Here is an 18,672-nt window from a genome sequence, read left to right as displayed (position 1 = left end):
TCAACACGACACTAACTTTTGATGGATATTAATACAGGCATTAATAATCCTATCACTTAACTCTTCTTTTCTCCACTTCTCCATCTTCTCCCTTTCTCCTTATTTTTATCCTACCTGAACTCTTACATTTTTCCTTTGCGTCTCTGCGATGAATTAGTCTAATCGCACAGGTGGGAAAGATTTGTAGTGCGAGGCTTTAGCCTCGCTTCTGGCAAGCAGGAAAGCGAACCTAAAGGTTCGCACTACATTTATCGAATGGCACAGGTTAATTCGTGTCCATTTGTGGCTAATTTCTCTAATTCGCGGTGAACTCTGTCCCTCTGTGGCTGAATTAAGGAAATTTACTTAATTTTATTTTATTTTTAATCCCTGGCGAAACCGTTATTCCAGAATCTGAGACAATAATGCCTTCCACTGTGTCTAATTTTTCAATCAATTCCATTCCTGCTTTCTCGCCTAAGACAAATACTGCGGTAGAGAGAATATCCGCAATCATTGCCGACGGCGTGATTATCGTCACACTTATGCATAGATTTACTGGATAGCCGCTTTTGGGGTCAATGATATGATGGTATCTTCTACCCTTGTCGATAAAGAAGTGTTCGTAATCACCTGATGTCGCCACGGCCATATTTTTTAGAGGAAAAACACCTAAAATTTCATTTGCTTTGCGTGGATGTTGAATTCCAATCTGCCAGAGTTTCCCATAAGGATTTTTACCAATAGCCTTAATGTTTCTCCCAATATCCACTAAGGCATCTTTAATTCCAGCCGATTCAATAATGTCAATTGCTTCTTCTACAGCATAGCCTTTGGCTACACCGTCTAAATCTATTTTCATCCCTTCAAGTCCTAAAACAACCTCCCGATTTCGCGGGTTTAATTTCACCTGCCGATAATCAACCAATATTGCCTTTTGGGCAATTTTATCTCGTGTCGGAATTATCCCTTTATCTTCTCTAAATCCCCATAATTCTGTAACCGGTCCAATCGTTACATCAAACGCACCAGTGCTTAAGTTAGAATAGGCTACGGACTTTTCCAGAACATAAAAAAGGTCTTTACTAACCTTCATCTTTTTATTACGGTTAAGAAGGGATAACTCACTCTCAGGATTGTGACTTGACATTTTATCTTCAATCTCTTTAATTCGTTCAAAACATCTTTTAATCGTTTCTTCTGCACGGAGCGGGTCATCATCTATTACCTTAATTTCAGCGATTGTGCCCATTACCATTTGAGTCTTAGAGAAGAGTTGCTTTTTTTTCCCACAACCTGAAGTGAAAGTAAGAAGTAAAATAAATCCAATATTCAACAGCCAAAATCCAAAAATTTTTTTACAATCCCACGCCATAAATTACCTCCTGACAATATTCACATTTACCATTTTTTATCTTATACTCGGTCAATGAATATCCCTCTCGAATAATCAGTTTTTTCTTACAATTAGGACAAAAGGTAGTGTTTGTATCTATATCCCAGATATTTCCAAGATAGACATACTTTAATTTTAAAATAGCAATCTCGTAAGCCTTTTTCAGGGTTGATACTGGTGTAGGCGGAAGAGTCATTTTATATTGTGGGTAATATTTTGAAAAATGAGTCGGCGTATCATCCCCTAATTCATTCGCTATCCAGTTCACTAATTCCTGTAATATTTCTTCGTTATCATTTAAAGTAGGAATAATCAGGTTGGTAACTTCGACCAATTTACCTTTTTCTCTCGATAATTTAGCGGTATTTAGAACAGGGGATAGTTCTCCTTTGGAATATTTCGTATAAAACTTTGGTTCAAAAGATTTTATATCAATATTAAGGGCATCAATATAAGGTAATAATTCTAACAACGGTTCAGGATTAACAGAGCCATTAGTAACCAGAACATTGGTTAATCCCTGTTCTTTAGCTAATTTAGCTGTTTCTAAGACATATTCGAACCAGATGAATGGTTCAGTATAGGTATAGGAAATGCCGATGGACTTTTCTTCTTTTGCCAGGATAACTGCCTGGTGAGGGTTAAGTTTTTGAGTTTTTGCATCTATGTTTTGTGAGATATGCCAATTCTGGCAAAAATCACAGGCAAAATTACATCCAACTGTGCCTAATGAAAGGATTTCACTACCTGGATAAAAATGGTAGAGTGGTTTTTTTTCAATCGGGTCCATTGAAATTGCAGAGCATTCTTCGTAGATTTTAGAATAAAGCGTGCCCTCAAGATTTATCCTGACCCGACAAAAACCTGCCTTGCCTTGTCCCATAATGCACATTTTGGGACATAAAAGGCATTTAACCTTGTTATTCTCTAATTTTTCGTAGTATAAAGCTTGTTTCATAATTACATTTCACCAGGAAGTTTTTCTTTTAATTCTAACTGAACCAGATACTCACCTTTTATCTTCTCAAAGTTAACTCCGTTGTTTGAAAAATAACTTCGACCAAAATTATAATAATTATCAATCAATATTTGAACATTGGCTAATTCAGTTACCTTAAAGATAATTGTATTTTTGCCATTTTTTAAAAGGGAAGGTTTTATGTCAATACTTGCCGTTCTTGTAAAATTACCATAGGTAATATATGCACAACTAATTTTGGGTAGGTCATAGCCATTGACATTTATTAGCAACTCTCCTTTATCATTTGCCGAGTAATAAATTCCTAATCCAGCAGTTTTAACCTTAGATAAATCGCAATTAACCACAAGTTCCTTTTTAATAGTCTTATTTGGAGAATCGAGTATTCCTGTTTTATCTCCATGCCAATCGCCGCTGTTATCACGAATTAGATATCCATATCGCTTCTCAATACAAAATCCATCTGGATGAGTTAGCGGATATGTCCAACCTAAAAAGGTATTAAAATTAACCAGCGAGTAAATGAGACAAAAGATGATAAAAGAGATAATTACTGGTTTATATTTTTTCTGCTGAATATAATGATACCAAAAATAAAGGGTATAACCAGAAAAAATAATCAAATAAGGAACGAATGGCACACGAAACCTTGCCATAACAAAAAATAACAAAATAGCACTCATATATCCAATCATTACTAAAAATAAAAGCAAGATATTTTTATTTAACCGCCGTAGAGACAGACAAATTCCCATTATTCCCAGTGAGGCAATAAGTCCGAATTGTCCCATCAATTTTAATAGCGGGGCAGATTTTTCAAATCGTGAATAAACAATATCATTATCAGGAATCTCATATCCACTCCAGAATATTGTCCATTTTTTAAATAAAAGCCAGAGGTATTTATGGGGTTTTTCTTTTATAAACCTGACCGCATCCCGCATCCAGAATCCCTCATCATCTTTACCCTTTAGATTATCCGCATACGGCGGAATGTAATATATCCCTTCTGAATCCTCATTATTCCCAGCCCAGAAGGTTATAGGGCCTGACTGAGTTAAAAGGATAAATTTGCCACTATAAATATAATTACGGATAGTCACCGGCGAAATGGCAAGTGCGGTTCCTAAGAGAATAAAGAAAGAGACGATTAAAAATCTCTTTTTTAAGCCAAAAACAACCAATACCCATAACAATAAAAAAGGTAAGACGAGAAGTGTCGTTGCCCTTGATAAAGCAGAAAGGCCTATCACGATTCCTGTTATCAGATACCATTTTATCGAATTCTTTTCCACACTCTTTAAAAGGAGAAATAAACTCAAAAGCAGGGTAAATGTATCTAATACCGGTGTCAGGATAGTGGTTTCATAGACCATAAAGATACCATAAAATGCACATAGCAAAAGGGCAATTAATCCAACCGTTTGATTAAAGATGCGTGTCCCAAGTAAATACACCAGGAAATAACTCCCGCAACCAACAAATATCTGGAATATTACTGCTCTAAAAGGCTCAGTGCCAACAATCAAATATACCAGGGCTAAGAAATAATAATATAAAGGGTTAAATGAATAAGGGGATTTAGGTAATTCACCATTTAATAGCAGTCTGGCTAATCCGTCATACGAACCTGCATCTGTGCCTTCAAAATGTAAAAAATTTGGGTCATTACTCTTTACCTGAAAAAGATAAATTAATCTTAAAATAATAGCCGTCACAAGGAGACAGATAAGAATAATTTTATCCTTCGAGATGGAAAGGGGCTTGCGGTAATTTTTAGCCGGATGTTCTTTTTTCTTCTTAGACTTTTTTTTCATAATATTCGCTTCTTTATTAACATTATAGCATTTCTGAATAGTTATGTCAATAAAAAAGTAGGAGAGTAGGAAAGTAGGAAAGGGGGAGACATTGCCCCCAGAAGAGGAATACCGTGCACATCCTTTAATCCCTTTCCTACTTACCTACTACCTACTTGCCTACTATTTTCATTACTTTGTCCTCCGCAGGTTAATGTTCATTCCCCCAAATAACTGACCAATTACCAAATCTCTTTACTGTGATTCAGACACTGGACATCAGACACAAGACAATAGACTCTCATAGTGTAAGTGGAAGTGAAAGTGAAAAACACATCCACTTACACTTACACTTCTTTTAAGCCTTCATTCTTCTGCAATTTCTGCCCGCTTTAGTCTGATGTCTGATGTCTATAGTCTACTGTCTGAATTACAGCTTCATGAATTCGATAATTCATCAAATTTCACTTCGTGCTCTCCATGTCCTTCGTGGTGAATAGTTACCGAAATTTTTTAAAATGATTGTTGACAAAATTACTCATATATCTTATAATCTATCAAAGGATTTTTTAAAGAAAAAGGGTAACACTTTAACCATCTGAAAGTGTAAATATGGGAGAATGGAAAAACTGGGAAAAAGGTAACCGTTCAGGATATAGCCACAGAGTCACAGAGAACACAGAGGGAATATATAACCACGAATGCACAAAAAGATTTGTAGTGCGAGGCTTTAGCCTCGCTTCTGGCAAGCAGGAAGGTGAACCTAAAGGTTCGCACTACATATGGGATGTCAGAGGTTAATTTGTGTCCATTTGTGGCTAATTGCTTTAATTCTCTGTGAACTCTGTGCCTCTGTGGCTGAACGGTTACTTAAAAATATATTCAGCCCTGTAAGGGCGAGATGTTTATAGATTTATCGTCTCAACATCAAATTAGCTCCGTAGGAGCGATATGTTTATTGAGAAAGTTATAGATATTTTCGTGCAAAAGTTAGTTGTCAGATTATTGCTAACTGCACAGGTCGAATATTTCTCCCTTTCCCATTTTTCATCATTTTCCCTTTTTCCCCTGGTGACACTTCACTTGAGTAAATAGTTACGAAAAAGGAGGCAAAAAAAATGCAATTAGATGATATTGTAATCTCAAAGGCGATTATTGAAAAATGGAGCGAAGATTTAGTCAACTTTTTAGAGAGCGATGTGGCTATTGTTGGTGGCGGACCAGCTGGTCTTACAGCCGCCTACTATCTGGCAAAAAAAGGTCATAAAGTAGTAATCTTTGAACGCAAACTTTCCATTGGTGGTGGTATGTGGGGTGGTGGGATGATGTTTAATAAGTGTGTTTTTCAAGAAGCATCCCTTCCCATCCTCGATGACTTTAAAATACGATATGAAAAATATCAAGATGGCTATTTTGTCACGGATTCATTAGAAACTATGTCTGCCCTTTGCCTGGAGACAATTCGAGCAGGGGTAAAGATATTTAATCTTATCTCTGCAGAAGATGTAATGATTCGTGAAGAAAAGGTTACAGGACTTGTTCTTAACTGGAGTGCGGTTGATATTGCCAAATTGCATGTTGACCCCTTGACCATTCGCTCAAGATATGTTATTGATGCGACCGGTCATGATGCTGAGGTAGCTCATATAATTGTAAGGAAAATTGGCAAAAAACTTCTCACCGCAACAGGTGACCTTATGGGTGAAAAACCAATGTGGGCAGAGGTTGGTGAACGCACCATCGTTGAGAATACAAAGGAAATCTATCCCTGTGTTTATGTGGCTGGAATGGCCGCTAATGCCGTGTTTGGTGGACCACGAATGGGACCAATATTTGGCGGTATGCTCCTCTCAGGCAAAAAAGCGGCTGAATTGCTGGTTGACAAAAATCCAACTAAATGATATACTTAACTATATGAAAAATGTTAATATCCTGAAGATTGGTAGTTCACAAAAAGTTGAAAAAACAACAGATGCAGTACCAGAAGAAAAACCTGTCCAGATAAAATTGAATGGCAAAGATTTTGTTACACTTCTATCTACGCCTACCGATACAAAGGAATTGGCAATAGGTTTTCTACTGACAGAAGGATTAATAAAAAATGCAGATGATATTGTGAATCTTGAAGTATCTGAAGAAAAGGTAATAATCGAAGTTAGAGTGTCCAGAGAATCTCTTCAAGATAGCCCTGCAATCATTACCTCAGGCTGTGGCAGAGGAGTTATATTTCGTCCTCTATCAAACGAAACAAAAATAACGGTGAAGGCAAAATTTTCCTCCTGGTTGATTAGTCGGTTAATGAAAGAATTCCTCACTTATTCTACCAGATACGGTGTGCATTCTGCGGCTCTGGCTGATAGCAAAAAGGGAATATTAATCTTCAAAGAGGACATTGGTCGGCATAATGCCATTGATAAGGTTGTAGGAGCGACATTGCTTCAGGGGATAGAAGTTGCCAATAAAATTTTACTCTCTACGGGTCGAATATCTTCTGAAATGGTGCTCAAGTCTGCCCGTCTGGGCATACCAATTCTTGTCGCCCGTTCCTGTCCCACGACATCAGCCATACAACTGGCAGATACAGCCGGAATGACCATAATTGGTCAGGTAAAGGCGGGTTCGATGAATGTCTATACCCATCAAAGAAGGATAATAAGTAATTTAGTCGAGAGAATAAAAGAAATTAAGGAAACCAAACATGCGATTATTCTGGCACATAACTATCAGCGAGGCGAGGTGCAGGATATTGCGGATTTTGTAGGTGATTCTCTTGATTTATCCCGTAAAGCCGCTCAGACTGATGCGAAGATAATTGTCTTTTGCGGCGTGCATTTTATGGCAGAAACTGCCAAAATCCTCTCTCCAGATAAAACAGTTCTAATGCCTGACATAAACGCTGGCTGTCCAATGGCAGATATGGTCAGTGTAGAAGATTTAAGACAAACTAAGGCTGAACATCCTGATGCCCTTGTTGTCTCCTATGTTAATACCCATGTTGAAGTTAAAGCAGAATCCGATTATTGCTGTACTTCAGCCAACGGCGTTAAGGTAATTAATTCTCTCTCTCCTAACCAGAAGATAATATTTACCCCGGACAAATATTTGGGTGATTATATTATCCGTCAAACCGGTCGGGAGATGATTTTGATGCCAGGCTATTGCCCAACTCACCAGACTATAACTCCAGAAGGAATTCACCAGATTAAAAAAGAACATCCACAGGCTAAGATTATCGTTCATCCAGAGTGTTCTCAAGGGGTAATTGCGGTATCTGATGCCGCTCTAAGCACAAATGGTATGTGTCGCTATATCAAAGAATCTGAGGCTACGGAATTTATCATTGGCACAGAGGTTGGAATTATTCATCGTCTAAAAAAAGAAAATCCGCAAAAACAATTTTATCCTGCCTCTACCCGCGCCGTATGTCCAAATATGAAACTCACTACCCTCGAAAAAATCCTTTTTGCACTTGAGGACGAAGAGCCAAAAATAGAAGTCCCCCACGACATTGCCCAAAAGGCAAAACTGGCCATAGATAGAATGCTGGCGATTTCTTAATGGTAGGTGGTAATTTACCGCAGAGACGCAGAGGAACAGAGAAGATATGGAAATAAATCAGATAACACTCGATGTTCAAGTTTTTTAAAGGTATAAAGATTTAACCGCAAAGAGCGCAAAGGAAGGTTTCGCAAAGGACGCAAAGAAAGAAAAAGAGGTCTATAAACGAAAACGAACTTTCAAATATTGTTAATTGCTTATAAATTTCAATGTATTAAGACTCAAGGAAGGAATTAAAAGGGTGGTGAACAACCTATAATCTCTGCGTGCTTTGCGGTTGATTTCTTTGCGTTCTTTGCGTTTAAAAAAGGATAAACCACTTAATCTTAAAAAAACTTGAATATCGAGTAACAGAAAAGATTATTGGTGTAGCCATTGAAATACATAGGACCTGCTTGCCGAATGTTCAGCCGGCAAGCCAGATTTGTTAATCCATCCCTGATTTTCATCAGGGCAAGTTTAATGTTGTTGGACTTAAGAGCTTGCACTGATGAAAATCAGGGATGTTAAGCCTATCGTCCATAAATTTTAATTTTCTTCTCTGCGTCTCTGTGTCTCTGCGGTGAACGGTTACATTTCATAAATTTTTCTTGACATCTTTAAATAATTTTAGTAAAATTGTAAGTAAAGAAATGAGCTCACTAATGTTAGTGCTTGGGGGTATTCGTTCAGGGAAAAGCCAATTTGCCTGTCAGTTAGCTGACCGATTAAGTAAAAAGGTAATGGTTATCGCTACAGGGATACCTTCAGACGAGGAAATGAAGGCAAGGATTCAAGAACATCAACAGCTAAGACCCAAACATTGGCAAACAATAGAAGAGCCAAAAGAGATTGTCCCCGCCTTAGAAAAAACAACGGCAGAGGTAATTTTAATTGATTGCCTGAATATGCTTATTTCAAATCTACTTTTAGATGAATTATCCGAGGATAAAATTTTAAAAAAGGTCTCATCGTTAGTTGAGGCAATAGATAAGAAAAAAAATGGATGGGTGATTATTGTCTCTAATGAAGTTGGCTCCTGTCTTGTGCCAACAAATAAATTAGCCAGACAATTTACGGATTTATTAGGCAAGGCAAATCAAATCATTGCAAGAGACGCTCAAGATGTTTATCTTTTGGTGGCAGGGATAGCGATGAAGATTAAAAGTAAGCATTCATCAGGAGGGAAACAATGTTTCATGCAACAACAATATTAGCCGTCAGACATAATGGTAAGGTTGCCATTGCCGGGGATGGGCAGGTAACTTTTAATAATACCATAATGAAGCAAAACGCAAAAAAGATAAGGAGGATGTATAAAGATAAAGTTTTGGCTGGTTTTGCCGGAGCAGCGGCTGATGCATTCACCCTATTTGAGAAGTTTGAAGGAAAACTCGATGAATATCGTGGAAATTTACCAAGAGCGGCTGTCGAATTAGCCAAAGAATGGCGCACTGATAAATTCTTACGCCGATTAGAGGCATTATTAGCGGTTGTAGATAAAGACCATTCTTTGATTATCTCTGGTAACGGCGAAGTAATTGAACCTGATGATGGCATTGTTGCCATTGGTTCTGGAGGACCGTATGCCTTAGCCGCAACCAGGGCATTGATTAAATATACCAATTTAACCACAAGAGAGATTGTGGAAGAGGCAATGAAAATCACTGCTCAAATCTGCGTCTATACCAATGAGCAGATAATAGTCGAGGAACTATGAAAAAAGGTAAGCGTTCAGGTGTCCATAAGGAGAAAAGGGGAAATGGGGAGAAAGGAGAGGAGTAGGGGAATTAGGTAGCAGAAGGTTTCATCAGTTGTCAATGACATTCTAAATAATATGATTTTCTTACTAAAATAAGAATACTTTTTCCCTTTTCCCTGATTTCTCCATTTCCCCTTCGTTACACCCTGAACGGTTACGATGTCCCTAATTCTCTTAAAAGTTGAGCATTGAACACTGATACCTGACACCTGTTAACTGAATGCTTACGGTTATTCTTCTGGACTATCTACCGTAACCCTCTTAAAAGCTGATGGCTGAGGGCTGACACCTGAACGCTTACAATAATCTTTTATGTTATCTAACTAAACTTTTGCGTTTTTTGCTAACACTTTGTATTTCAATCTCTTGTGTAAATAAGGGGAAACGGGAAAGGGGAGAAAAGGAAAAAGAAGTATTTTTCTCTAAGTATAAGAAATATAGTTAGTTATACATGAAATTCTTTTTCCCCTTTCCCCAATTTTCTCCATTTCCCCTGTCTTACACCTAAAAAAACGCAAAAGTTCAATTATCTAATTTATTTCTATGTTTTCTCTGTTCCTCTGCGTCTCTGCGGTAAATTACCACCTGATCGGTTACTAATGGAGGTTACAGGTGAATCTCGTATTTAAAAGACCCGAGAGTCTAAGAAATGTTCCAATGCGTTACTGTCCAGGTTGTGGACATGGGATTGCCCACCGATTAGTGGCAGAAGTCATTGATGAACTTAATATTCGTGAGGAGGTAATTGGTATTGCGCCGGTTGGCTGTGCCGTATTTGCTCATGAATTCTTTAATCTGGATATGGCTGAAGTTGCCCATGGCAGACCACCTGCTGTTGCCACAGGAATCAAACGAGTAAATGCTAAAAAAACGGTTTTCACTTATCAAGGAGATGGTGATTTAGCCGCAATTGGTATGGCTGAAACTATTCATTCTGCCGCCAGGGGGGAACGGATTACGGTTATCTTTATTAATAATGCAGTTTATGGAATGACTGGTGGGCAGATGGCACCCACCACACTTTTAGACCAAAAAACGGCTACATCTCCTTATGGTCGGTCGCCTAAAGAGGCAGGCTACCCAATTAAGATGTGCGAATTACTGTCTTCTTTAGATGGAATTGCTTATTTATCGCGGGTGGCTCTAAATACCCCTGCACATATCTTAAAGGCTAAAACCGCGATAAAAAAGGCTTTTCAAGTGCAATTGGATGATTTGGGATTTGGTCTGGTAGAAATTCTCTCGCCCTGTCCTTCTATCTGGAGATTATCTCCAAAAGAGGCTTTAAAATGGATAGAAAAGAAGATGATACCGGTGTTTAAGTTAGGAGAATTTATAAACAGATTAGACAGAGAGACTTCTAGCCGGCTTTAGCCGAGAGCGTTGACAGAAAAGAGGGGGAAAATGTACGAGGAGTTAATTATTTCAGGATTTGGTGGACAAGGAATTGTTCTTGCGGGTAATTTATTGGCTCAGGCGGCTATGTCTGAAGGCAAAAAAGTAACAGGCCTGCCAAGTTATAGTGCTGAAGTTCGTGGCGGGCACTCGGCGTATTCTTTAATTATTTCATCACAAGAAATTACCTCGCCTATTGCTACCGAACTAACAACACTAATTGCAATGGATGCAGGTTCTTTAATTAAATATGAATCCCTGATTAGAACCAACGGGTTAGTGCTGATTAATTCTTCATTAATTAATGATAAACCAACTCGCGAAGACATAAAGATTATAGACCTTCCAGCAACCCAAATTGCAAATAATCTTGGCGATGTCCGCGTGGCAAATATGGTTATTTTAGGTGCCTATGTAACTAAAACAAAAATCGTATCTTTAAAAAGCCTGTTCTGTGCACTTGAGTATTTTAAAAAAGATACCGCTCTTAATAAAAAGGCACTCGAGGAAGGAGAAAGGATTTGGAGTAGTGGAGTAATGGGTAAGTGTTCACTCATCAGGTATCAGTAGTTAGAAGTTATTCTTCACTAACTTCTGGTTGAAAACTGACACCAGAGCAATTAGTAAAATTAATCTCTTGACTTTTTTTAAGTTTAATGTTAAAATTTGAGGCAGGAGGGAAAAAATGGTTATTCAAGTATGTGTTGTGTGCATAACTATTGCAGTCGTATGGCTTATATCTGTCCTTATTCCAACCATCATCCAGATGAAAAGGACTGCCAAAGAAATAGAAGGAGCCTATAAGTCAATTTATAGCCTCTCAGAAGAGGCAAAAAAAAGTCTTGTTGAAATAAATAAAACCGTAGAATCTTTAGCAAATCGCTTTAAAGAAGATGTAGAAAAAATTGATGCTGTTGTGAGTAAAGTAAAAGGAGTTACAGATATTATTAGCAATGGGATTACAACACCATTAATTAAAATGTTAAGTGTTGCTACTGGAATAGGTGGTGGCTTACGATTTCTTCTGGGAAAGAAAAAAAGTTAAAAAACGCTGGTTAATCAATTACCATTTAACCAGTTACCAATTATTAGATAGGGCTTCACGAAATTAAAAGTAAGTAATCGGTTAATTGGTAATTAATTACCATTCACCAGTTACCATTTACCAAATATGGCTTTATGAAATTAAATAAAGAGATTAACCTCGTAGAGATGTTCTGTTGGTAGAGAGAGGTTTTACGAAATTCAAAGTTTTTTTTCGTATCTTTGTGGTGAGAATTTGAGTTTTTGCCGCATAAAGGAATATTTGGATGCGTTTTTTAGATGTTAAAACAGATTATGCCTTCAAAAAGGTTTTTGGCTCACAAGGGAGTAAGGATATCCTTATCAGTTTTCTTAACTCGGTGATTGATTTTAAAGAAACTGAAAAAATCGTTGATTTAGTAATCGTTGACCCATACCAAATACCGTTAATCAAGGGGATGAAGGATACCTATGTCGATGTTAAAGCCAAACTCTCAAACCAGAAGAATGTCATCATCGAGATGCAGGTTTTGAATGTAGAAGGGTTTGAGAAAAGGATTTTATATAATGCGGCTAAGACATATTCAGCTCAGCTAAAAGAGACAGAGACATTTACCAGTCTTGAACCTATTATTGCTTTAACCATTACGGACTTTATTATGTTCGAGGATGTAGATAAGGTTATCACCTATTTCAATCTCATTGAAAAGGAGACTTTAATTAAATACAATGATGAAATCGAACTTGTTTTTATCGAATTGCCCAAATTCAAGAAGAATGAGAATGAACTGGATTCAATCAAAGATAAATGGATATATTTTATAAAGAATGCAGGCAGACTTGAATATACACCAGAGACATTAGTTAAAGAGATAGAAATAAAGGAGGCATTTGAAATAGCCAATACTGCGGGGATGAGTGAAAAGGAGTTAGAAATTCAATATAAGCGGCATGATTTTATCCGAATGCAAAGAGGTGCGATAGAGTTTGCCTTAAAACAAGGGTTAAAACAAGGAATAGAACAAGGAATACAACAAGGAATACAACAAGGAATAAAACGAGGAGTAAAACAAGGAATACAACAAGGAATAAAACGAGGGTTAAAACAAGGAATACAACAAGGGTTACAAGAAGGGCTACAACAAGGGTTACAACAAGGCAAAATAGAAGTAGCGAAAAGTCTTTTGAAATCAGGGGAGAAAGTTGAAAAAATATCCCAGGTAACAGGATTAACAATAGAGGAAATTAAAGGTATTAATTATAGTGAAAGACATTAAGGTGTCCCACGATTTGTGATGATTACCTGAGTATGGACACCTGTGAACGGTTACTATTTATGGTTACTTGATTAGGGCTCCACGAAATTAAATAAAGTAAAATAAATGGAATATAACAAAATTTAGCCTCGGAGAGGCGTTCTGTTTGTAGAGAGAGCTTTCACGAAATTCAAAGGTTTGAAAAATTGCCCTCCACCCTTATTTAAAATGGGCAAAATTTGAGAAAAAGCAGTCCATTGAGATGTGTAAGTCTTTTAAAATTAAGGAGTTATGTAACAGGAGGGCGATAAGAAAAGAGGCGTGCTTGTAAGTTTATTTAAATCAAGGAGTTATGAATTTCGTGAAAGGCACATTTACCAAACAAAAGGAGGTAACAAAAAATGGAACGAGAGAATAATTCTGGTTCAAGTATAGTTGCGTTTTTACTGGGTGGTTTAGTTGGATTGGGTGTTGGGTTACTTATTGCCCCTATTACTGGGGAAGAGGCACGAGAGAGATTAAAAAAGGCAGGGGATATTGCCAAAGAAAAAATGGGAGAAGTAAAAGGTCATGCAGAAGAGATAATAGAACAATCTAAAAAGGCTTTGGAAGAGGCGAAAGAACACCTCAGAGCAACCGCTAATACTATTAAAGAAGCGGCTCTTCATAAAAAAGAAGAATTAGAAGAAAAGATTAAGGCGTAATGGCTCAAGCAGATCTCCATATTCATACCCATTTTTCTGATAGCAGTCTGTCACCAGAAGAGATTGTGGAATATGCAAAGGGAATAGGTCTGAAGATAATTGGCATTACTGACCATGATAGTGTGGAGGGAATAGATGAGGTATTAAAATATGCCAAACCTTATGATATTGAAGTTATCCCTGGTGTAGAATTAAGTGCGGAAAGAGAAAAGGGAGAACTTCACATCCTGGGATATTTTATTGACTGGAAAAATAAATGGTTTAATGATGAACTAAAAATCTTTCGCCAGACAAGAGAAAAACGGGCTCATTTGATTATTTCAAAACTTAAAGAATTAAATGTGAATATTGACTATGAACAGGTAATTCAGGTAGCAAAAAAAAATGTAGGAAATGAGGCAATAAGTCGACTGCATATCGCCACCGTATTACATCAAAGGAAAATGGTAGATTCTATTAAAGATGCCTTTGAAAAATATCTAAACTATGGGGCAAAAGCTTATGTCCCAAAATTTAGCCTTACCCCAAAACAAGCTATTGAAATGATTTTAAAGACAGGAGGGATACCTGTCTTAGCCCATCCTTATTTCTCTAAATGTAATGAAAATCTAATCTTAGAATTGGTAAAATGTGGATTGAAAGGAATAGAAGTATTTCATCCACAACAAAATATTAAAGGACAACAATTTTGCCAGAAAATGGCACAAAAATATAATTTAGTTATGACGGGTGGGTCTGATTGCCATGGACTCTTTAAAGAATCTATTTCAATTGGAATGGTTACTGTGGATGAAAATGTGGTAAAATGTATGAAAGGAATGGTTGGGAGGAGATAAAGTGGAGGAGATTGTTCATAAGTTATGGAAAAAGGAAATAGGTTATAAAGTAGATAGTGTTGCTATAAGTAATGACGGTGAATTTGTCTTAGCGGGCTCTTCTCAAGATACCAATTTATATTTCCTTAGCCAGGGACAACTAAGATGGAGATATAAAACAAAAGCCTCAATACGATGTCTTACAATTTCTCAAGATGGAAGATATATACTTGCAGGAGCAGAAGATAGCACCTTATATCTATTAGATAAAAATAGTCATTTAATCTGGGAAGAATATGTAAGTACAAATACTATTGTTATCTCTGCTGATTTGAAATATATTGCCTGTGGTGGGAATGATTGTAATATATATTTTTTTACTCGCTACGGGAAACTCCTGTGGAGATGGACAACGATGGATTATGTTAACTCAATCGCCATCGCCTCCCAGGATAATGCTATAATTGCGACTGCGGATGACCGCAACCTTTATTTTTTAACTAAAGAAGGAACACTTATCTGGCGAACAAGATTAAAGGCCTGCGGTGTTAAAGTCGCTATTTCTGAAGATGGAGACGAAATTGTTGTTGCCTGTAATAATCAATATGTATATTGCTATGACCGTAAATGTCGTCTGAAATGGGAATATCATTTTCCCAATGAAATAAGTGGTTTGTCTATTACATCTGATGGGCAGTGTATTATCGTTGCCTCTCCCTGGCAAAATCTCCATCTCTTAAATAGAAGTGGTAAATTATCTTATTTACATGAGACTAACTTTGGAATTATTAGCCTATTTTTTACTCCTAAAGGATATTTGGCGGCTGGCTCAAGTGATAAAAATGTATATGTGTTTAAATATCAGGTTGAAACGATAAGAGAACCTGAAAGTAGTATTGAATATTTGATAAAAGACCTGGTTAAAAATCAACAACAAATCCTTCAACAATATCCCAAAGAAATAGCAGTTATGACAACAGATATTCAAAACTACACCCCTTTTATTGAAGAAGAAAATGAGATAAGAAAGAGAAAATTACAAGACTACGAAAATATTCTCTCTGCTCTTATTAAAGATGGAGGACTTCTGATAAAAAAGGTTTGTGAGGCATATCTGATTATATTTACAGACCCGATTAAAGCAGTTGAATGTGGTCGCAAAATCCAGGCGGAATTTGTTAAATACAATCAAAATAAATCACCTGATGAGGAAATTTGTGTCCGCATTGGCATAACTTATGGTAAATTAAAGATAGAAAAAGAAAACCAATTAGTTAAACCTTTTCTTATTGCTTGCAGAATGCTCCCTTACTCTGATAAAGGACAGGTATTAATTACAAAAGACATCGTCCTTTTAATTGAGGAAAAAATGTTAGTTGAAATTGAAAGTATGGGGCTTAAGGAGATTAAAGGGCTTGAAAAACTAATACCTATTTATGAAGTTAAAGAATCACCCTATGCAAATATCGGTTGGTATGATGCAAGATAAATGGTAATTTTTTGAAAAAAATTAAAATTTTTTAAAAATAACTCTTGACAAAATTTAAAAAATGTGGTATCTTATAATAAGAGAAAGATGAGGATGAAAAATCCTCTTTAATATATATAAAATTTAAACCACCAATGAAGAAGTTGAGTTAAAGGAGAAGATAAAAAGTATCTACTTCAAGCAAGGATGTCTTTGAAAAGGAGAATGGTGGTTTTTTTGTGTCCATTTACAAATAATGATAGTAGGAATTCATCAACCAGAACATTTACCATGGCTTGGATTTTGGGATAAAGTAGAGAAAAGTGATTTATTTGTTCTCTTAGATAATACCCAATTTAGAAAAAATTACTTCCAGAATCGTAATAGAATACGAACCGCTAATGAGTGGACATGGTTAACAGTCCCAATTATTACAAAGGATAAAGCAACACAATTAATTAATGAAGTTGAGATTAACAATCTAACTGATGTTACCTGGCAAAAAAAACATTGGAAGACAATTGAACAAAATTATACGAAAGCACCTTGTTTTAAAGAATATAAAGACATATTTGAAAAATTTTATCTAAAAAAATGGACTAAATTAGCCGATTTTAATATAAATATTATTTATGCGATTAAAGAGATATTAGGGATTAAAACAGAAATTAGAATTGGTTCTTCTTTAGATGTAAAGGGAACAAGAAGTGATTTGTTACTGGATATTTGTAAAAAAGTGGGGGCAACAACATACCTTTCTGGCAAATTTGGGAAGGATTACTTAGACACAGAAATTTTTAAGAAAGAAAATATTGAAGTTGTGTTTCAAGAATTTACTCATCCAGCGTATAATCAGGTATTTAAACCTTTTATACCAGAGATGTCGGTCATAGACCTTGTCTTCAATGAAGGAAAGAAGAGCCTATCAATAATAAGAGGGGAAGAAATAAAGAAATGAACGCCAATACCTTCTACCGAAAAAAAGGAAAAAGAATTTGTGATATTATCCTGACAACCATAGCATTAATCTTTTTTGCTCCGTTAATGGCTATAATTGCACTGGCTATTAAACTGTCTGCATGGAATGAGCCGGTTATATTTAAGCAGGTAAGGGTAGGTAAAGGAGGGGAATTTTTTGCCTTACCTAAATTCCGGACGATGAAAAATGGAGCAGAGGTTAAAAAAAATTCGAAAGGAGAAGTAATTATTGAACCCACACTAACCGAGAAAAATGATAAAAGAATTACCTTTTTAGGAAGAATACTGCGGAAAACAGCCTTAGATGAATTACCTCAATTATTTAATGTCTTGCGAGGAGAAATGAGTGTTGTTGGTCCAAGGTCAGAGCGACCTATATTTTATCCCAGATATATGGATATTTTAAAGGATAGAATAACGGTAAAACCAGGATTATTTTGCTTAACAGAGGTTATCTATGGAACTTCTGATGATAACGGAAATGGGAATGGAGGAATTGACCTTAATGGGGAAGAAGGACAAAGAGAAAGAATGAGATTAGATCGGGAATATATTGAAAAATGCTCTTTCTGGTATGATGTAAAACTTACTGTTATTATGATATGGAAACTACTTCTTCGTGAATATTACTTCTCAATACTCTTAAAAAATGGAAATGGAAATGGAAACGGCAATGGACATAAAAACGAAGAGATAAAAAAATACATCTGGGAGGAAAAAGGGACGAGTCATATCTCCAAAATAAAGAAGGAAGGGATACCATATTTTTTATAAAAAGAAAGGATAAAGAATCTTGAAAATCGTCGCTATTGGTGCACATTCTGATGATATTGAAATAAGTTGCGGAGGGACTATTGCTAAAGCAGTAAATAATGGACATGAAGTATTGATGGTAGTGATGAGTCAATCTGACTATACTGATTATACAGGTAAGACTTTACGAACAAAAGAAGAAGCAGAAGCAGAGGGTAAAAAAGCCGCAGAGATATTGGGAAGTAAATTAATAACATTAGACTTTCCAACAAAAGATATACCGTATGATTCTGAGAGTGTTGAGGCATTAAATAAAATCTTTAATGAATTTAACCCGGATATAATATTCACTCATTGGCCCCATGATACACATCAGGCTCATCGCACCTCCGCTTTATCTTCAATCTCTGCGGCAAGATATTTTAATACCATATTAATGTATGAACCGATGATGCCTTCAGGTAGGTCATACCAGGGATTTAGAGCCCAGGTGTATGTAGATATTAGTAAGTTTAACAGGATTAAAATGGAGGCACTTAAGGCTCATGAATCCCAATTTAAAAAATATGGCGGCGAATTCTGGTTAGGGGCAGTTGAAGCCAGAGCAAAACTACGCGGATTTGAAATGTATGACGGACAAACCAAATGCGAATTTGCAGAATGCTTTGAAATAATGCGATTTAAATTAGAATTATAAAATTTCTAGTAACTATTCACCGCAGAGACGCAGAGGAACAGAGAAAAAAGGATTTAAATTAGATTGTGGATACCGGATAGATCTTTTAGTTGAAGAAAAAGTTATCGTAGAATTAAAAGCAGTCGAGCAACTAC

18 protein-coding genes are annotated in these 18,672 nt (G+C 36.4%); 15 read left to right on the top strand and 3 right to left on the bottom strand.

The window, feature by feature from the left end; all coding sequences use genetic code 11:
• Positions 1-331: 331 nt before the first annotated feature.
• From AB1414_04480 to AB1414_04470, 3 genes are read right to left on the bottom strand one after another with little or no spacing between them, the layout of a single operon-like run.
• Positions 332-1,354: an FAD:protein FMN transferase gene (locus AB1414_04480; GenBank protein ID MEW6606701.1), complete on the bottom strand. Its 1,023-nt coding sequence runs from the start codon at positions 1,352-1,354 to the stop codon at positions 332-334.
• Positions 1,338-2,333, bottom strand: coding sequence for an AmmeMemoRadiSam system radical SAM enzyme (gene amrS / locus AB1414_04475; protein MEW6606700.1), 996 nt, complete (start codon positions 2,331-2,333; stop codon positions 1,338-1,340). The genes AB1414_04480 and amrS overlap by 17 nt, the downstream gene beginning before the upstream one ends.
• Positions 2,334-2,335: 2 nt before the next feature.
• Positions 2,336-4,171 (bottom strand): glycosyltransferase family 39 protein, encoded by a 1,836-nt coding sequence (locus AB1414_04470; GenBank protein ID MEW6606699.1) that lies wholly within the window; start codon positions 4,169-4,171, stop codon positions 2,336-2,338.
• A gap of 1,097 nt (positions 4,172-5,268) precedes the next feature.
• On the opposite strand from AB1414_04470, the gene AB1414_04465 reads away from it, so the two are divergent.
• The 15 genes from AB1414_04465 to AB1414_04395 all read left to right on the top strand — a co-directional run.
• A complete protein-coding gene (locus AB1414_04465) occupies positions 5,269-6,051 on the top strand; it encodes a sulfide-dependent adenosine diphosphate thiazole synthase (protein MEW6606698.1) in 783 nt (260 codons plus the stop codon).
• Positions 6,052-6,064: 13 nt separating this feature from the next.
• Positions 6,065-7,708 (top strand): quinolinate synthase NadA, encoded by a 1,644-nt coding sequence (gene nadA / locus AB1414_04460; protein ID MEW6606697.1) that lies wholly within the window; start codon positions 6,065-6,067, stop codon positions 7,706-7,708.
• A gap of 632 nt (positions 7,709-8,340) precedes the next feature.
• Positions 8,341-8,904, top strand: a complete 564-nt coding sequence (gene cobU / locus AB1414_04455) for a bifunctional adenosylcobinamide kinase/adenosylcobinamide-phosphate guanylyltransferase (GenBank protein MEW6606696.1) — start codon at positions 8,341-8,343, stop codon at positions 8,902-8,904.
• Positions 8,880-9,407, top strand: a complete 528-nt coding sequence (hslV, locus tag AB1414_04450; protein ID MEW6606695.1) for an ATP-dependent protease subunit HslV — start codon at positions 8,880-8,882, stop codon at positions 9,405-9,407. Before cobU ends, hslV begins: the two co-directional genes overlap by 25 nt.
• 654 nt (positions 9,408-10,061) lie before the next feature.
• Entirely contained in the window at positions 10,062-10,823 is a 762-nt protein-coding gene (locus AB1414_04445; GenBank protein MEW6606694.1) for a thiamine pyrophosphate-dependent enzyme, read from the top strand.
• Positions 10,824-10,853: 30 nt separating this feature from the next.
• Entirely contained in the window at positions 10,854-11,414 is a 561-nt protein-coding gene (locus AB1414_04440; protein ID MEW6606693.1) for a 2-oxoacid:acceptor oxidoreductase family protein, read from the top strand.
• Positions 11,415-11,529: 115 nt separating this feature from the next.
• Positions 11,530-11,889, top strand: coding sequence for a DUF948 domain-containing protein (locus tag AB1414_04435; GenBank protein ID MEW6606692.1), 360 nt, complete (start codon positions 11,530-11,532; stop codon positions 11,887-11,889).
• A 265-nt stretch (positions 11,890-12,154) separates the two neighbouring features.
• Complete coding sequence (locus AB1414_04430; GenBank protein MEW6606691.1) at positions 12,155-13,144, top strand: Rpn family recombination-promoting nuclease/putative transposase; 990 nt, start codon at positions 12,155-12,157, stop codon at positions 13,142-13,144.
• Between the two features lie 380 nt (positions 13,145-13,524).
• Complete coding sequence (locus tag AB1414_04425; protein ID MEW6606690.1) at positions 13,525-13,827, top strand: YtxH domain-containing protein; 303 nt, start codon at positions 13,525-13,527, stop codon at positions 13,825-13,827.
• Positions 13,827-14,663, top strand: a complete 837-nt coding sequence (locus AB1414_04420) for a PHP domain-containing protein (GenBank protein MEW6606689.1) — start codon at positions 13,827-13,829, stop codon at positions 14,661-14,663. The genes AB1414_04425 and AB1414_04420 overlap by 1 nt, the downstream gene beginning before the upstream one ends.
• Before the next feature lies 1 nt (position 14,664).
• On the top strand, positions 14,665-16,131 hold the full coding sequence (locus tag AB1414_04415; GenBank protein MEW6606688.1) for a PQQ-binding-like beta-propeller repeat protein: 1,467 nt from the start codon (positions 14,665-14,667) through the stop codon (positions 16,129-16,131).
• A 235-nt stretch (positions 16,132-16,366) separates the two neighbouring features.
• Positions 16,367-17,068, top strand: a complete 702-nt coding sequence (locus AB1414_04410) for a WbqC family protein (GenBank protein MEW6606687.1) — start codon at positions 16,367-16,369, stop codon at positions 17,066-17,068.
• On the top strand, positions 17,065-17,862 hold the full coding sequence (locus AB1414_04405; GenBank protein ID MEW6606686.1) for a sugar transferase: 798 nt from the start codon (positions 17,065-17,067) through the stop codon (positions 17,860-17,862). Before AB1414_04410 ends, AB1414_04405 begins: the two co-directional genes overlap by 4 nt.
• Before the next feature lie 19 nt (positions 17,863-17,881).
• Positions 17,882-18,538 (top strand): PIG-L family deacetylase, encoded by a 657-nt coding sequence (locus AB1414_04400; protein ID MEW6606685.1) that lies wholly within the window; start codon positions 17,882-17,884, stop codon positions 18,536-18,538.
• 1 nt (position 18,539) lies between these two features.
• Positions 18,540-18,672 (top strand): GxxExxY protein (locus AB1414_04395; GenBank protein MEW6606684.1); only part of this gene is annotated, 133 nt, incomplete at its 3' end.

Source organism: bacterium (assembly GCA_040755795.1).
In the GTDB taxonomy this organism is placed as follows: domain Bacteria; phylum UBA9089; class CG2-30-40-21; order CG2-30-40-21; family SBAY01; genus JBFLXS01.
Note: the sequence above shows the minus strand (reverse complement) of the source record. Positions and strands in the feature narration are given on the sequence as shown.

What these genes read in the sequence shown, in the direction of transcription:
- AB1414_04480 (MEW6606701.1), bottom strand. Translation starts at nt 1,354, where the DNA reads ATGGCGTGGGATTGTAAAAAAATTTTTGGATTTTGGCTGTTGAATATT.
- amrS (MEW6606700.1), bottom strand. Translation starts at nt 2,333, where the DNA reads ATGAAACAAGCTTTATACTACGAAAAATTAGAGAATAACAAGGTTAAA.
- AB1414_04470 (MEW6606699.1), bottom strand. Translation starts at nt 4,171, where the DNA reads ATGAAAAAAAAGTCTAAGAAGAAAAAAGAACATCCGGCTAAAAATTAC.
- AB1414_04465 (MEW6606698.1), top strand. Translation starts at nt 5,269, where the DNA reads ATGCAATTAGATGATATTGTAATCTCAAAGGCGATTATTGAAAAATGG.
- nadA (MEW6606697.1), top strand. Translation starts at nt 6,065, where the DNA reads ATGAAAAATGTTAATATCCTGAAGATTGGTAGTTCACAAAAAGTTGAA.
- cobU (MEW6606696.1), top strand. Translation starts at nt 8,341, where the DNA reads ATGAGCTCACTAATGTTAGTGCTTGGGGGTATTCGTTCAGGGAAAAGC.
- hslV (MEW6606695.1), top strand. Translation starts at nt 8,880, where the DNA reads ATGTTTCATGCAACAACAATATTAGCCGTCAGACATAATGGTAAGGTT.
- AB1414_04440 (MEW6606693.1), top strand. Translation starts at nt 10,854, where the DNA reads ATGTACGAGGAGTTAATTATTTCAGGATTTGGTGGACAAGGAATTGTT.
- AB1414_04435 (MEW6606692.1), top strand. Translation starts at nt 11,530, where the DNA reads ATGGTTATTCAAGTATGTGTTGTGTGCATAACTATTGCAGTCGTATGG.
- AB1414_04430 (MEW6606691.1), top strand. Translation starts at nt 12,155, where the DNA reads ATGCGTTTTTTAGATGTTAAAACAGATTATGCCTTCAAAAAGGTTTTT.
- AB1414_04425 (MEW6606690.1), top strand. Translation starts at nt 13,525, where the DNA reads ATGGAACGAGAGAATAATTCTGGTTCAAGTATAGTTGCGTTTTTACTG.
- AB1414_04420 (MEW6606689.1), top strand. Translation starts at nt 13,827, where the DNA reads ATGGCTCAAGCAGATCTCCATATTCATACCCATTTTTCTGATAGCAGT.
- AB1414_04410 (MEW6606687.1), top strand. Translation starts at nt 16,367, where the DNA reads ATGATAGTAGGAATTCATCAACCAGAACATTTACCATGGCTTGGATTT.
- AB1414_04405 (MEW6606686.1), top strand. Translation starts at nt 17,065, where the DNA reads ATGAACGCCAATACCTTCTACCGAAAAAAAGGAAAAAGAATTTGTGAT.